General features: G+C 63.2%; 14 protein-coding genes and 1 riboswitch. Of the genes, 8 read left to right on the top strand and 6 right to left on the bottom strand.

Translation table 11 applies throughout. The features are described from left to right. Positions 1–88 precede the first annotated feature (88 nt). Together O4220_RS26100 and O4220_RS26095 are read right to left on the bottom strand one after the other, a co-directional pair. The gene (locus O4220_RS26100) at positions 89–1,609 is read right to left on the bottom strand and encodes an ATP-dependent DNA ligase (protein ID WP_269608460.1); all 1,521 of its coding nucleotides are present in this window, start codon (positions 1,607–1,609) and stop codon (positions 89–91) included. Between the two features lie 130 nt (positions 1,610–1,739). After that, positions 1,740–3,302: a carboxylesterase/lipase family protein gene (locus O4220_RS26095; RefSeq protein WP_269608459.1), complete on the bottom strand. Its 1,563-nt coding sequence runs from the start codon at positions 3,300–3,302 to the stop codon at positions 1,740–1,742. A 98-nt stretch (positions 3,303–3,400) separates the two neighbouring features. Here O4220_RS26095 and O4220_RS26090 point away from each other — a divergent pair, with 98 nt between their 5' ends. The 6 genes from O4220_RS26090 (at position 3,401) to O4220_RS26065 (ending at position 8,994) form a co-directional block, all read left to right on the top strand. Next, on the top strand, positions 3,401–4,042 hold the full coding sequence (locus O4220_RS26090) for a hypothetical protein (RefSeq protein ID WP_269608458.1): 642 nt from the start codon (positions 3,401–3,403) through the stop codon (positions 4,040–4,042). A gap of 118 nt (positions 4,043–4,160) precedes the next feature. Continuing rightward, positions 4,161–5,558, top strand: a complete 1,398-nt coding sequence (locus O4220_RS26085) for a sugar porter family MFS transporter (RefSeq protein ID WP_269608457.1) — start codon at positions 4,161–4,163, stop codon at positions 5,556–5,558. A gap of 63 nt (positions 5,559–5,621) precedes the next feature. Continuing rightward, positions 5,622–5,721: riboswitch (TPP riboswitch) on the top strand. Next, on the top strand, positions 5,715–6,437 hold the full coding sequence (locus O4220_RS26080; protein ID WP_269608456.1) for a TenA family protein: 723 nt from the start codon (positions 5,715–5,717) through the stop codon (positions 6,435–6,437). Its footprint overlaps the riboswitch before it by 7 nt. Next, complete coding sequence (locus tag O4220_RS26075; RefSeq protein ID WP_269608455.1) at positions 6,434–7,447, top strand: ABC transporter substrate-binding protein; 1,014 nt, start codon at positions 6,434–6,436, stop codon at positions 7,445–7,447. Before O4220_RS26080 ends, O4220_RS26075 begins: the two co-directional genes overlap by 4 nt. After that, positions 7,425–8,261: an ABC transporter permease gene (locus O4220_RS26070; RefSeq protein ID WP_269608454.1), complete on the top strand. Its 837-nt coding sequence runs from the start codon at positions 7,425–7,427 to the stop codon at positions 8,259–8,261. Before O4220_RS26075 ends, O4220_RS26070 begins: the two co-directional genes overlap by 23 nt. Beyond that, a complete protein-coding gene (locus O4220_RS26065; protein WP_269608453.1) occupies positions 8,254–8,994 on the top strand; it encodes an ABC transporter ATP-binding protein in 741 nt (246 codons plus the stop codon). The genes O4220_RS26070 and O4220_RS26065 overlap by 8 nt, the downstream gene beginning before the upstream one ends. A gap of 48 nt (positions 8,995–9,042) precedes the next feature. Here O4220_RS26065 and O4220_RS26060 read toward each other — a convergent pair whose 3' ends face one another. Next, positions 9,043–10,320: an LCP family protein gene (locus tag O4220_RS26060; RefSeq protein WP_269608452.1), complete on the bottom strand. Its 1,278-nt coding sequence runs from the start codon at positions 10,318–10,320 to the stop codon at positions 9,043–9,045. 20 nt (positions 10,321–10,340) lie between these two features. Next, positions 10,341–10,997 (bottom strand): FMN-dependent NADH-azoreductase, encoded by a 657-nt coding sequence (locus O4220_RS26055; RefSeq protein WP_269608451.1) that lies wholly within the window; start codon positions 10,995–10,997, stop codon positions 10,341–10,343. A gap of 65 nt (positions 10,998–11,062) precedes the next feature. On the opposite strand from O4220_RS26055, the gene O4220_RS26050 reads away from it, so the two are divergent. Next, positions 11,063–11,425, top strand: coding sequence for a helix-turn-helix domain-containing protein (locus O4220_RS26050; RefSeq protein WP_269608449.1), 363 nt, complete (start codon positions 11,063–11,065; stop codon positions 11,423–11,425). Positions 11,426–11,429: 4 nt separating this feature from the next. Here O4220_RS26050 and O4220_RS26045 read toward each other — a convergent pair whose 3' ends face one another. Beyond that, entirely contained in the window at positions 11,430–11,750 is a 321-nt protein-coding gene (locus tag O4220_RS26045; RefSeq protein ID WP_269608448.1) for a homoserine dehydrogenase, read from the bottom strand. A 229-nt stretch (positions 11,751–11,979) separates the two neighbouring features. Continuing rightward, positions 11,980–12,750 carry a hypothetical protein gene (locus O4220_RS26040; protein WP_269608447.1) on the bottom strand — a complete coding sequence of 257 codons (771 nt, stop codon included), beginning with the start codon at positions 12,748–12,750 and terminating at the stop codon, positions 11,980–11,982. Positions 12,751–12,936: 186 nt separating this feature from the next. On the opposite strand from O4220_RS26040, the gene O4220_RS26035 reads away from it, so the two are divergent. Next, entirely contained in the window at positions 12,937–13,221 is a 285-nt protein-coding gene (locus O4220_RS26035; protein WP_269608446.1) for a GNAT family N-acetyltransferase, read from the top strand. Positions 13,222–14,471: the final 1,250 nt, after the last annotated feature.

The following is a 14,471-nucleotide window of genomic DNA, read 5'->3' as shown; positions in this document are numbered from 1 at the left end:
GCTTGCACCCTCAAGATATTTTGCGCCGTGTTACGGGATCGTTCGCCCGGTTTCGTATGTATTAATCGTCAGAGGGGTGCCCACCGGGTCAGGAGCTCGAGTTCGGGAGCAATGCGCGTACGGCGTCGATGGTGTCTGCGGTGCCGAGGTTCTTGTCGGGTCTGTATCGCAGCACGCGCGCGAATCGTAGGGCCACTCCGCCCGGGTAGCGCGAGCTCACCTGCACGCCGTCGAGTTCGATTTCGACGATCAGTTCCGGGCGCAGGTACACGGTGTGCTCGTCGCGCTCTCGCTCGTGTTTGGGGAATTCGTCCGTCTGCCACTGCAACAGAACGTCGGTCAATCCTTTGAACGTCTTCCCGACCATGATGGGGTCGCCGCCGTAGGGATCGCGAGCTCCGAGGTGAAGGTTGGACAGGAAACCGGTGCGGCGACCGTATCCCCACTCGGCACCGAGTACGACGAGATCGAGCGTGTGCTCGGGTTTGACCTTCTGCCAGCTCTTTCCGCGTCGCCCGGCGGCGTACGGCGCACCGAGAGCTTTGAGCATGACGCCCTCGTGTCCGGCGTCGAGCGCAGCGTCGAACTGGGCCGCCGCTCCGTCCGCATCGGGGCGAACGGCGCTGGGGATTCGATGCCCCGGTGCCACTCGTTCGAGTGCGGCCAGTCGCTCTTCGAGGGGCACATCGAGCAGATCCGTTCCGTCCAGGTGCAGACAGTCGAAGAAGTAGGGCTGCAGCAGAAGCTCGTGAGCACTCTCTGCGCCGAAACGGCTCATCGTTTCCTGGAACGGCCGCGGCCGCCCACTGTCGTCGAGCGCGAGGGTCTCTCCGTCGAGTACTACCGAGTCGCACGGCAGGGCGAGTACGAGTTCCACCAACTCGGGCACGCTCGCAGTGATGTCTCGCAAGGTCCGCGTGTAGATGCTCACGTCGGTTCCGGAACGGTGCACTTGAATACGAGCGCCGTCGAGCTTGTATTCGACGGTGACGTCGCCGTCCAGTTGCTCCCATGCCGCGCGAAGAGATTCTGCGGGCGAGGCCAGCATCGGGCGGACCGGGCGTCCCACCTCGAGCCGGAACGCATCCAGCGCCTCGACGCCACCGGTGATGGCGGCAACCGCGGTGGCAGACAGGCGACCCGAGAGCATGAATGCGCGACGCACCGGAGCCTGCGGAAGGTTCGTGGCGGCAGCGACTGCGTCGACCATGATTCCCTCGAGCGCCCCCTGACGAAGTTCACCGGTGACGAGCCTGATCAGGAACTGCCGTTCCTCCGCGGTGCAGCGTGAGAACAAGTCCGTCAACAGCGCTACTCGCCGCGCAGCCGATCCCGCCCCCGAGGTCGATGCGACCGCGGAGATCGCATCGTCGACCGCGGTCACCGTCAGCGTCGAAGCCTCGGCGGAGGTGACCTCGAGATCGGCAAGAGTGCGCCACCCGACTCCTATTCGACCCTGCCGCAACTCCCCCGACAACCACGAAACAGCGGGTTCGATGTCACCGATCTCCGCCTCGGCGAGCAGCGCGCTCAGCTGCTCGATCTTGACCTTGCGCGAGCGCGTCGCGGCTACGGCACGGGAGGCTTCGACGATCCTGGACATCAACACTCACCGAACATAACGGCACCTACCGACAGGCTGCTGACATCCAATTGTTACCGGTGAGACTCCTGCGGCTGATGTTCTTGCTGTTACGTTCGTTTCATGCCTGTGGAACGACCAAAGGCAGGACGACGTGTCAGCTGAATCCCAGCACACGGTCGCCCCATGCAGCGCGCATGTCGCCGTCGGGGTCCTCGACAAGTGCGTCGGACGTATCGATGACCAGCGTCCAACGCGTCTTTTCGGTGTAGGGAGCCCAATGCTTGGACGCGTCCAGCGCAGCGGGCACGCCGTACCGTGCGAAAGCGAGCCACCGTCTCTGCATTCGCGCCGCCACCGCCATCGCCGGTTTTCGTCCGCCGAGCCAGAACGTGGGGTCTCGGTTCAGCGTCCCGAAGTTGCCGAAGACGTACGGCAGTTCGGTTGCGTGTCCGGCCCCGACGCGAGCCGCCTTGAGCATCGGCGTCGCGTGATCGAACCGGTACATCCATGTCGGCGAGTGCCTGCTGTGCGCGTCGGCGATCCACATGCTCGGCATGACGAATCCCGCATCACGCGACATAGCTTGTGCGCCGGCCGGTTTGTCCCTGTCCGGGTATGCCGCCATGATCTCGGCGACGCGATAGGCCGGCAGATCGGCGTGATCGTGCGCAATGGCCCGGAACATCTCCGAGACGGTGTCGGAGGTGATCGGCATCAGCGGGGACTTCATGAATCGGAAGATCGACGGCTCGTCGTGATTGGTGCCGATGATCAGTGGGATCTTGTGCGAGAGACCCTTCTGGAACGCCGCCACCGGGTAGCGCGGAACGATGTCTCCATCGACGACCGGCGAAAGACCGAGTGTTCCAGGAACTCTCGTGGGAATTTCGTAGCAGAGCGTGTCTCCTGCAGTGACCAGCCTGCTGAAATGCATATCGAACAATTCGCCGATGTCTTCCCGGTCGACACCCACCAATTCCAGGAATCTCGACGCCACTGCGGCACCTCGATCGGGGCCGTACACGGACGTCGCAGGAGCACTCTGCACGATCGCTTGCTGGAACAGGCCTTCGGCCTTCGGAGACGTCATCAATGTGGTGACCGATGCGCCCCCGGAGGATTCACCGAACAGAGTGACTCGATCGGGATCGCCACCGAACGCGGCGATGCATTCACGCACCCATTCGAGTGCTGCGATCTGGTCTCGCAGTCCGAGATTGGTCTCGAAGGTGTGCTCGTCGGTGGAGAACGACGACAGGTCGAGGAACCCGAAGGCACCGAGGCGAAAGTTGACGGTCACCACCACCACGTCGCCGTTCTCACTCAGGTTCCGCCCGTCGTACACCCGCTGAGCGGACGATCCGAGCGAGTACGCACCGCCGTGGATCCACACGAGCACCGGACGTTGCTCTCCATCGGGCCGGGGGGCCCACACGTTGAGCGTGAGGCAGTCCTCGGAGATCGACAGCGACGGATCGATCGGCACCGGACTGTCGCGACCCTGTGGTGCCATCGCGCCGAACTCGAGACCGTCGAGTACTCCGGACCACGGCTGCAACGGTCGCGGCGATCCGAACCGAAGCTTCCCCACCGGCGGTGTCGCGTAGGGAATACCTCTCCACGCCACGACAGGCGATGCGTCGGCGGCAACCGGATAGCCGAGGACGTCGCCGTACGGCGTGCTCACACGCACGGTGGAGTCGGACGCGTTGCCCATCGAGCCTCCTGTTCGGTCGCTGCCCAACGTACCAACATCATCCCTGGGCTCGGCGGCGCTACGTTCGGCGTCGACGCCCCCGAGCGAAGGAATCGACGTTGAAAAGAATCGTATGTGCGGCAGCGGCAGTCGTGGCAGTCGGCCTACTGGCCGCCTGTGGTTCCGGTGGAGGCGACGGGCCGATGGCGACGATCGTCACCGACCGTCCCACCCCGATCACCGCTCTTCCGACGACGCCCCGCAGTACGCCGGCATCCCCACCTACGTCCACGACGCCGACGACGTCCACCACGGCAACGCCGACGAGTTCGGCAGCGGCGCAGGCCAATTCGAAGGACTACGCAGGCAAAGCACCGGGCTGGTACTACTTTTCGAGCCCCAGCGGAAAATTCGAGTGCGGTATCGCCGTCCTGAACACCTCGATCGCCGGTTGCCACGGTTCGCTCCCCGATTCGGCACCGAAGGTTCCCGGAAGCGGCGCTTCGGAAGCAGCCGTCAAACCCAATGCCGTGCAGTTGATCGCTGGATCTCCGGCGAAGTTCGAGAGTCTCGGCGATCCCAAGTTCCATCGTTTCGACGGCCCCGCGGCGGCGCTACCGTACGGCGAGGTGCTCACCGTCCCCGGCAGCGGATCCACCAACGGCCTGCAGTGCAGCGTCGACGAGGAGTCCGGGGTGACCTGCACCGATCAGGTCGGCCATGGCTTCACCGTCTCGGCCGAGGATTTCGACCTCCGCTGACGGCGTCGTTCGCGCGGCGAAGGACCAGGCGTAATGTCCGGGGACGGTACGACAATCTCTGCCGTACGGTCTCCCCAGCGGCCGACGCCCATGCGCGCGGCCAGAAGGTGCGTCACTCATGAATCAGACCTCGGACCACCACACAGCGAAGGTCATCGGCGTCAGTGTCGCCGCAGCTGTGGGCGGCTTCCTGTTCGGCTTCGACAGCTCGGTCATCAACGGAGCCGTCGACTCGATCGAAGATCACTTTTCCCTCGGCTCGTTCACCACCGGCTTCGTGGTGGCGATCGCCCTGATCGGATGCGCAGTGGGTGCATGGTTCGCCGGCAGCCTTGCGGACCGTTGGGGACGCAAGAGAGTGATGCTGCTGGGCTCGGCCCTGTTCACCATCTCCTCGGTCGGTTCGGCATTCGCGTTCAGCGTTCCCGATCTCATGCTGTGGCGAGTGCTCGGCGGACTCGGCATCGGCATCGCCTCGGTGATCGCACCGGCCTACATAGCCGAAATCGCACCGGCCAAATGGCGCGGCTCCCTGGCCTCGCTCCAGCAACTGGCCATCACCATCGGCATCTTCGCCGCCCTGCTGTCCGACGCGCTTCTCGCAGGCGCTGCAGACGGGGCGTCCAACGACCTGTGGTTCGGCGTCGAAGCATGGCGCTGGATGTTTCTCGTCGGCGTCGTTCCCGCACTGGTGTACGGGCTGCTGGCAACACTGATTCCGGAATCCCCGCGCTATCTGGTGGGTCAGCATCTCGATGAGGAAGCAGCGCGAGTGCTCGCCGAGATCACCGGCGAACTGCATCCCGACGAGCGCGTGCACGAGATCAGGCTGACTCTGCGCAAGGAGTCGCGTTCGTCGTTCGCCGACATCCGCGGGCCCAAGTTCGGCCTGCAACCGATCGTGTGGGTCGGCATCACGATGGCCGTGCTGCAGCAGTTGGTCGGCATCAACGCGATTTTCTACTACTCGACGACGCTGTGGCGCTCGGTCGGCTTCAGCGAGGATCAGTCGTTCACCACCTCCGTCATCACCGCGGTGATCAACGTGGTCATGACGTTCGTGGCCATCCTGTTCGTCGACCGCATCGGCAGGCGCAAGTTGCTGTTGGCGGGTTCACTCGGCATGTTCGTCGGTCTCGTCATGGCGTCCGTCGCCTTCTCGCAGTCGATCGGCAGCGGCGACGACGTCACGCTCCCCGCTCCGTGGGGTGCTATCGCTCTGGTCGGTGCCAATCTCTTCGTCATCTTCTTCGCATCCACCTGGGGTCCGATCATGTGGGTCATGCTCGGCGAGATGTTCCCCAACCGCATGCGAGCCATGGCACTCGGAATAGGCACCGCAGCCAATTGGGTCGCCAACTTCGCTGTCACCCTTGCCTTCCCGCCCTTGACGTCGACGGTGGGACTGTGGGTCATCTACGCCGGCTTCGCACTGTTCGCCGCCTTGTCGTTCTTCTTCGTCAAGGCCAAGATCACGGAGACCAAGGGCATGGAACTCGAGGACATGCTGGGGTGAGTCCGGACCGCAGATACAGGGGCGACGGCACCCACACCAGGTGACCGGTGTTACTGTCGCTTTCGTTCTGACACGGGGTGTGTCCGCCGATGCGGATGCTGAGATCAAACCCGCCGAACCTGATGCAGGTAATACTGACGAAGGGATGTCAAGGCGATGACGCCTGTTGTATCTGCGGACCCGGTCCGCTTCACCGATCTCCTGTGGGATGCCTCTGCGGACATTCGACACGCGATCGACAACCTGGAATTTCTCCGACTGCTCGGTGCCGGGACGCTTCCGCTCGACGCGTTCCGTCGGTACCTCGAGCAGGATTCGCTCTATCTGAGCGGGTACGTGAAGTCTTTGTCCTTGCTGGCAGCACACGCTCCGAACCCGCTCGCCGGGGCATTCTGGGCGAGCGCCGCCGCGAGCGCCATGGACGAGGCGTCGTCGCACGAGGCCATGCTGACCGGAGGTTCACTCCCCTCGTCGACGGCTACGCCGGAGCCTTCACCTGCGTGCCTGGGCTACACGTCGTATCTGACCGCCACGTCGGCAACCGAGCCGTATCCCGTGGCGGCCGCGGCGGTGCTGCCGTGTTTCTGGATCTACGCCGATGTCGGCCGCTCACTCGCCGAAGCAGCGAAGACGGTTCTCGATCGCGATCCCGATCACCCCTACGCGCGGTGGGTCGCTGCCTACGACGCACCCGAATTCCATGCCATCGTCGACGCTGCGAAGACTTTCGTGGACGACGCCGCCGCGGCCGCGACACTCGATCAGCGCGAGCAGATGATCGACGCCTTCGTCGTCGCGTCGAGATACGAACTGATGTTCTGGGACAGCGCTTTACATCCCACACCGTGGCCCCTGGCCGAAAGTGCGGTGTACGCATGAGAACCGCTCGCATTCTCGCCACGCTTGCAGCGGCGGTCGTGGCGACCACGGGACTGGCAGGATGCTCGGAATCGACCGATTCCGACACCATTCGGTTCGCCCTCGACTGGACCCCGAACACCAATCACACCGGTCTCTACGTTGCTCTGCAAGAAGGGTATTTCGCCGACGCCGGCTTGAACGTCGAAGTTCTGCCCTACAACAACACTGCAGCGGACACCCTCGTCGATGCCGGAAACGCCGAGTTCGGCATCAGCACACAGAGTTCGGGGGTGTTCGCCACCTCGGCGGGCGCACAGACCGTATCCGTTCTCGCACCACTGCAGCATTGGGCGACAGGCATCGGAGTTCGCGCAGATCGAGACGACATCCCCAGCCCGAAGGCACTCGACGGCAAGGTCTATGCCGGCTTCGGCGAATCCGGTGAGCAAGCCGGACTCCAGCAGGTCATCAAGAACGACGGTGGCACAGGCGAATACGAGACCGTAGTGCTGGGAACCTCGGCGTACGAGGCGGTGTATTCCGGTACCGCGGACTTCACCGTCTCCTACTTCGCGTGGGAAGGCATCGAAGCCGAACACAGCGGAACCCCGATGAAGTACTTCGATTACACCGACTACGGATTTCCCGATGCCTATGCTCTCACCATCAGTGGCAACGAGCCCTGGCTCGCTGCGCACCCGGACGAGGCGAAGAAGTTCGTCCAGGCCCTGCAACGCGGGTACCAACTCGCTGCCGACGATCCGGACAGAGCTGCCCAGGATCTGATCGACGCCAACCCCGGAACCTTCACCGACGAGTCGCTCGTTTTCGAGAGCCAGGAAATGCTCGCGGCGAAGTACATGAAGGATGCCTCCGGCGAGGTCGGAAGACAGAGCCTCGACAAGTGGACGGCGTACTCGAAGTTCCTGTACGAGAGCGGCGTACTGGCCGATCAGAACGGTGCCCCTCTGACGACGGAGCCGGACTGGTCGACCTACTTCACCAATGACTATCTCGGCGATCGGTAAGCCGGTTACCGCTGAGCGAGACACGTTCTCCTTCAGCGGAATCCGAGCCTCGGTCCGCTGGGCGTGGCCCGCAGTCACCGTCGTCGTCGCACTGGTAGCCGCCTGGCAGATCTACGTCCAGGTCAGCGGCATCCGCCCGCAGGTGCTGCCATCGCCCGGTCGCGTCGTCGTGCAGGGTTGGGCGCAACGCGACGCGATCACCGAGAACGCGGCCGCGACCCTGCAGGTGACGCTCGTCGGTTTCGCGGTCTCCCTGGCCCTCGCCTGGCTATTGGCTGTTGCGGTGGATTTCTCGCCGTGGCTCCGGCGCGCGTTCGTACCGCTCTTCGTCGTGTCGCAGACACTGCCGATCATTGCGATCGCACCCTTGCTGATCATCTGGTTCGGCTTCGGCTTGCTGCCCAAGGTTCTGGTGATCGCTCTGGCCACGTTCTTCCCGATGGCCATCGGGCTCATCGAGGGCTTCGCGGCGGCCGATCGCGATGCTCGATCTCTTCTCGTGAGCATGGGAGCCTCACGCTGGCAACAGTTTCGGTACGTACGACTACCGTCGGCTCTCCCCCGGTTCTTCACAGCGCTGCGTATCGGCATCACCTACGCCGTCGTCGGGGCGATCTTCGCCGAATACGCCGGAGCCAGTGCAGGGCTCGGCATCTACATGAGCCAACAGAAGAACTCGTTCAGAACCGACCTGGTCCTTGCCGCCGTGGCCGTCACAGCCGTGATCAGTGTGGTCCTCTTCGTCTCCACCTTCGTGGTGGAGCGATTGGTTGCTCCGTGGGCACGCCACGGTTCGGCGGGACTACATGTCTGACCCGAATACCTCCGACAACAGCATCGATGTTCGCGAACTGACCAAATCGTTCGGCGACAAGCTTGTGCTCGACGGCGTGTCGTTCGGTGCGCAACCCGGCGAATTCGTCTCGATCATCGGACCCAGTGGATCCGGCAAGAGCACGGTGTTCAACATGCTGGCCGAGCTCGACCGACCCGATTCCGGCACGGTTAATGTGCCGCCGTGTGCCTACATGCCGCAGAAGGATCTTCTGTTTCCCTGGCGGTCCGTGCTGGACAACACGACTCTCGGACTCGAAGTGCAGGGGGTCGCGAAGAAGGAAGCGCGGGCGCGGGCGCGGGAACTGTTCCCGGTGTTCGGCCTCGACGGATACGAGTCGGCCAGGCCATCCGAGCTCTCCGGTGGCATGCGCCAGCGAGCAGCGCTACTGCGCACTGTTGTGCAGGGGCGGTCGGTGCTACTGCTCGACGAGCCGTTCGGAGCGCTGGACTCGTTGACCCGCAGCGACATGCAGTCCTGGTTGCAGCAGGTCTGGTCGGAGTTTCGATGGACGGTGCTGATGATCACGCACGACATCCGCGAGGCGGTCTACCTCTCCGATCGTGTCATCGTCCTCTCCCCCAGGCCGGCCCATGTCCGACGGCAGGTCGAGGTGGCCCTGCCCCGCCCACGCGGACTGGAGATCGTAACGACACCTCAGTTCGCTGCGGTGGAGAAGCAGCTGATGGATGTTCTGCTGAGCGCGCCGTGACCTGACCGGCGCGAGTTCGGTCGACGCAGGGCTCGGTCGACACAGGGCTCAGTCGACACAGGGAATGCCGCCGTCGCTGTGCACACCCTCGTCGGGTGCCGCGGGCAGATCCTCGATCGGATTCGGTGGGGCAATCGCCAGTGGCTGAGCTCCCGTCGTCGGGGCTGGCGCCTCGGTGATCGACGGTGTGGGCAGCGGTGCATTGCCGATCAACTGTGCGGTCTCGGCCCTGATGGAGTCGACGTCGACGAGATTGACGTCCTGACCGTTGATCGTGTCGTAACCCATGATCGGCAGCGTGTAGAAGTCGATGTCGCCCTGCATGACCGCACCGGCTTGCCCGGCGAGCGTCATCGGATCCAGTGACGCGTCGATGACGATATCGTTCTTGGTTCCCGCCACCAGCGCGCGTAGTTCGCCGATGTTCGCGAGAACACCGGAGGAGCTGAGCTTGGCCATCACCCCGGCGACAAAAGCCTGCTGCCGTTTGGTTCGGTCGAGATCGCCGTTGTCGAGGCCGTGACGTTGCCGTACGAAGGACAGCGCCTGCGAGGCACTCAGCTCTTGAGCCCCGGCTGGAAAGTTCGCCCCCGAATAGCTGTCGTCGACCGGATTGTTCAAGCACACCTGTATGGGGCCGACGGCCGTCGCCACGTCGTAGAAACCCAGGAGGTTCACTTCGGCGAAATGGTCGATCGGCACGTCGAGCAGGTCGCGAACCGCAGTCAACGTCGATCGCCGGCCCGCTTCTCTCGCTCGCCGTTCACGCTCGGCCGGATCGGTGACGCCCTCGTCGAGCAACTCCGTGTCGGCGTCGGCCTTGGCAAGCCCGTACGCCTCCTTGATCTTTCGCTTGCCGTACCCGGGGACGTCCACGTAGTCGTCACGAGGAATCGACAACGCAGTCGCACGTCCGCCATCGGCCGGAAGATGAAGCAGCAGCAGCGTATTGGTGTTGTAGCCGCCGACATCGCTGTCTCCCGCGTGTAGTTCATCGGTGACGAACTCGGCGGGCAGGTCGTTTCCGTCCATGTCCTTGCGACTGTCGAGGCCGATCAACAGGATGTTGGTGTCCTGGCCGTTGCCGCTCGGATCGTTGTTCGCGATACCGTCGAGAGCGTCGGATGTGGTCAGTCCGGTGGTCGCCTCACGGTAGACCGCGAACCCGATGCCACTCACCGCAACCGAAGCAACCGCAGCAGTGGCAACGACGACCCGTCCGATACGAAGCGCGAGACCACGATGACGCGACGCCGTGTGGATACGATGCCGACCCGATCCGCGGTTGCCGCGGGTGGTGTCGTTGCCTGGGCCGTTCGGTAGCACCTCGCCAGGCTACTCGGGTCCTACCTGGGCAATGCCCCGCCCAATTGCAGAGCGAGTTCCTCGACGGCGACAAACGCAGCCTCGAGATTGGCCTGCGCCTGCGGAATCCGAGGTGCCAGCGCCGGCACCCGTGCGGCAAGAGTCAGATCGATCGGGACGAAGTGGACGTCCATTCCGAGCGCGACCCCGAGGACCTGCCGCAGCTGGGCCGTGGTGTGGTCGGCCGACGCAGCGTCGGTACCGGGGCTGTAGTCGTTGCCGCGGCTGGTCACCACAACTGCAGGTTTGCCGACGAGGGGTGCCGTATCGCCGTCGAACGGGACGGTGATGCCCGGAACATGCACGTAGTCGATCCATGCCTTCAAGGTCGACGGGATCGACCAGTTGTACATAGGTGCGCCGATGAGCACGACGTCTGCCGAGATCAGTTCTTGGATCAGTTCGATCTGCAGAGCCTCGGCGGACGCCTCCACATTTTCGTCGGCTGTACGCAAGTGGGGTGCCCAGTGCAACGCCGAAGTGGGGAGGTGCGGCAGCGGATTCAGGTGTAGGTCTCGATGGATCACGGAATGGTCGGTTCCGATCGAATGCCAACCGTCCGAGAAGCGGGCCGTCACCTGACGGCTGATCGAACGCACCGGGTCGGCGGACGAATCGAGATGCAACAACTGCGGCACTGAAACACTCCTTGCGAGTCGGGTGCCTCGAGCCTATGCGTACTGCCCGCTCCTATCCTGGTCGAATGGACTTCCGATTCGTCATGCCCGCTCTCAGCTCGCGCGCGGCCACTCAACTCGCGGCCGTCGTGCACAAGCGGAGCGGCACGGACGTCGACGTCAGAATCGGAGATTCGGCAGTTCCACTCGACGACGCGGCACGCAGTGCTGTGCTCGAACTCCTCACCCAGCTGTCTACCGGCCGAGCAGTGGCAATCGGAACGGTGGACGAGTTACTCACGACCTCGCAGGCCGCGGCAGTACTCGGGGTCTCCGACACCTATGTCAGGCGGTTGGCAGATGCGGGCGATCTACCTATCGAAATGCGCGGAACCCATCGCCGATTCAGGCTCGAAGATCTGCTGCGGCAACGCGATCGCTTCAGGTAGACCGTCAGCCTGCCTCACGCTCGATGTGCTCGGATTGGACGGTCATCAGATCGCGGAACGCCTGCCCGGCCGCCCTCCACAACTGTTCGGAGTCGATGTAGTCGACTCCGCGGATCTCGACGTCACCCAGATACGCGCCGACGTCCACCGACAACATTCCGATGACGGACGACACGTCGGCGTCGAGGTACACGGATTGAGTGTTCTGCAGCTCGCGAAACCGGGCCGAGAAGAACTCGGCTGGGATCCGTCGATCGACGAACTGCGCGATGAGGAACACGAAACGGGACGCGTGGGCTGACCCTGACCGGTAGGAATGCTCCATGGTGAATACCTCTCCCACGGTCGACAGCACCCCTCGCACTGTCGACCGTTGAGCTCGCTGATACTCGAACTTCGATGTACGAACGAACTCTCGAACATCGATTCGACCCAGTGGCTAAAACAGGGAGCTCGTCCTACGAGCGCAAGGTTAATCGGGCCCTTGGCCCGTTTAACCGAGATAGAACAATTTGGTGAGGACTCACAACGAAGCCGGTTCGGTCAGATGTTCTCTACTGAAACGATCCCAGCGGAGCGCGATCGGGGGTGTCCAATTGCCAGAACTGCCAGCCGTCGCGTTCTTCGACATCCCCGCTGATGTGGGTGGCGACGGCACTGGCGGCGACGGACGGGTTGTCGAACCGTCGCCCCTCCATCGGACCGGCGGTGATCTCCAGTCGCTGGGTCTCGGGGTCGTAGCGGCCGCTCAGTCGATAGCCCTCGCAATCGGCGACGACCCGCACGCGGTTGTCGACGACTTCTTCCTCCACGGCAACCTTGGCCGATTTGCGGGGTGCCTTCACCCGCGGGGTACGAACCCACGTCTGCTCGGGTCCGACATCGAGCGTGGTGTCCAACGTGGAGCTCAGCCCCAACAAGTCCCACCGCTCACTGCCATGCGCCACCCGGTCCACCGCGATTGCGTGATGCCCGGTTCTGGTACGGAGAGGCGAATCCTGAACCCACAGATCGACTTCTCCGCGAATATCGGTAGCCATCTCTTCCGAGGACACCATGTAGAAGCGCGGCTCTTCGTTCGCGAGGTCGACGAACACCCAATACGACGAACCGGTGTCGTCGCTCTCGAGTGACTCGTCTTGCCTGCGAGCCTTCCAGTCCCCGGTCACCTTCGATCGCACTCGAACGATGCACGAAGACTTCCCGTCCATCGACCAGACCTGCACGGGGTTACGGCGAGAAGTGGTCAGCCGCTCCGCGCGTCCACCGCGCTGCGCCACGGTTCGAATGAATGCCTTGATTCCCCGGTCGGATGTGTCTTCCACGGATTGCCACCTTCAGCCTCGAGAGCGCCCCGTACTTATGAAGAGCGGTGTTGCGACGGGTGGCGCTTGCACGACTCGGTTTACCTCACCCTACTGCTTCGACCCACGCTCGAGTAACCGCCGAACACCCCGCCGGACGAGTGCCGGTTACGGTGAGGTGAGCGAACTCGGCCAGGAGGTACCACCATGCAGGTGACGATCACCCATGACAGTGCGAACACTCGGTTCGAGATCCACGTCGACTCTCAGCTGGCCGGCTACTCGGAATACATCGAATCCGACGGCCTCAGGACGTTCCATCACACCGTCACGCTTCCTCGATTTCGTGGCCGTGGACTCGCAGCCACACTCACCGAGCACGCACTCGACGACACCAGCACGCAGGGACTCCGGGTGGTCCCTGCGTGCTGGTTCGTTCGCGACTTCATCGCGGCGGCGGGCGATCGCTATTCCGATCTGGTCGTACATTGAGCCTCAGCTCACGGACGACGACGTTTCGACGCGGAGGTTGGACTCGGACGTCGGATCATCGCCGTCGTTGGATACCCCATCGTCGACAGCCACCGCTTCTCGCGAGTTTCCCTCGCTAGCAGACGGTTTCGCTGCCCTTTCCGCCGAGATGCGAAGCCGTTCGTAGTTCCGAACACCACGCTCGACGCGTTGTCGATGTTCGTTCATGATTTGTTCGTAGTGGTACATCTGTTCTCCTACAACAAGTATGGATGCCGAAGACAGCGATGTGCTGCGCGGCGAAGAATTCGAAGGGTGTCACCATCACCTTCGGACCGAAGCTCTACTCAGAGAGTATGATTGGCAATAACCGTAAACCGAGCGCAGACGACTCGTCGGCTCGCGTACTTCGATTCTGCTGCCATTGTCCACCTCCACGGTCTCTACGATGTGCCTGTGCAATGATCATGCACGGCCTGAGTCTCGAACTCCACCGAATTAATTCATTCGGTAGCGGGGACCGGGCAGTTGTCTCGAATGTCATTGCAAGATAGATGATTTCGAGTGGACATACAGGTCCGTGCGCACTCAGCCACACGTCGATGCTGCCGGCGTGCGATCTGAGCAGTGGAGCTTCGACGCGGCCGAAGGCACAACCGTCGGATCGAACGTGTGCGGGTTGTCGCAGCTGCATGTGCGCGCGTGTGTGTCAGATGCGTGGGGATCGGTCATTGAACTGGATGCGATTCTGCGGGCGACTGGCGGCTGCGCGCGCGTTCGTGCGGTGCGGAAGCCCTACGCCGTCAGCGGTGTGGACCGTGGCCGTGCGTGTCTCATATGTCCCCGGACTCGACAGTGTCTTTCGTGCGTGCAGCGGTGCACGGAACACTCGGGAGGACCGGTCGATCTGCGCGGGGCTTCTGGCAGATGCGTGCTCATTGGTCAGATTCGCGGGATTGGCGTTCATCGGTGTGGCGAACCTGCACGCGTCTGGCGAATGCGCTCGCGTTTGTCAGACGCATACGAATTCGTTGACGATTCCGCTCGCGCCTGACAAACGCGAACGCGTTTGCTGAACTCCTTCGCTGGGTTAGCCGGCGGCGCCTCGATCTGTTCGCTCCGATATGCAGTCTTCGGACACCGCACACAATCGTGAGACATGGATGTTCGACGCCCTGGGAATCGGATGGGAGATCGCACTCGAATGCGTTGTGGAGGCGATGGTTTCGAAATGCAGTATGCCCCCGACCGGATGGTCGGGGGCATACTGG

The organism is Rhodococcus ruber, from assembly GCF_027270735.1.
Classification (GTDB): domain Bacteria; phylum Actinomycetota; class Actinomycetes; order Mycobacteriales; family Mycobacteriaceae; genus Rhodococcoides; species Rhodococcoides rubrum_A.
Note: the sequence above shows the minus strand (reverse complement) of the source record. Positions and strands in the feature narration are given on the sequence as shown.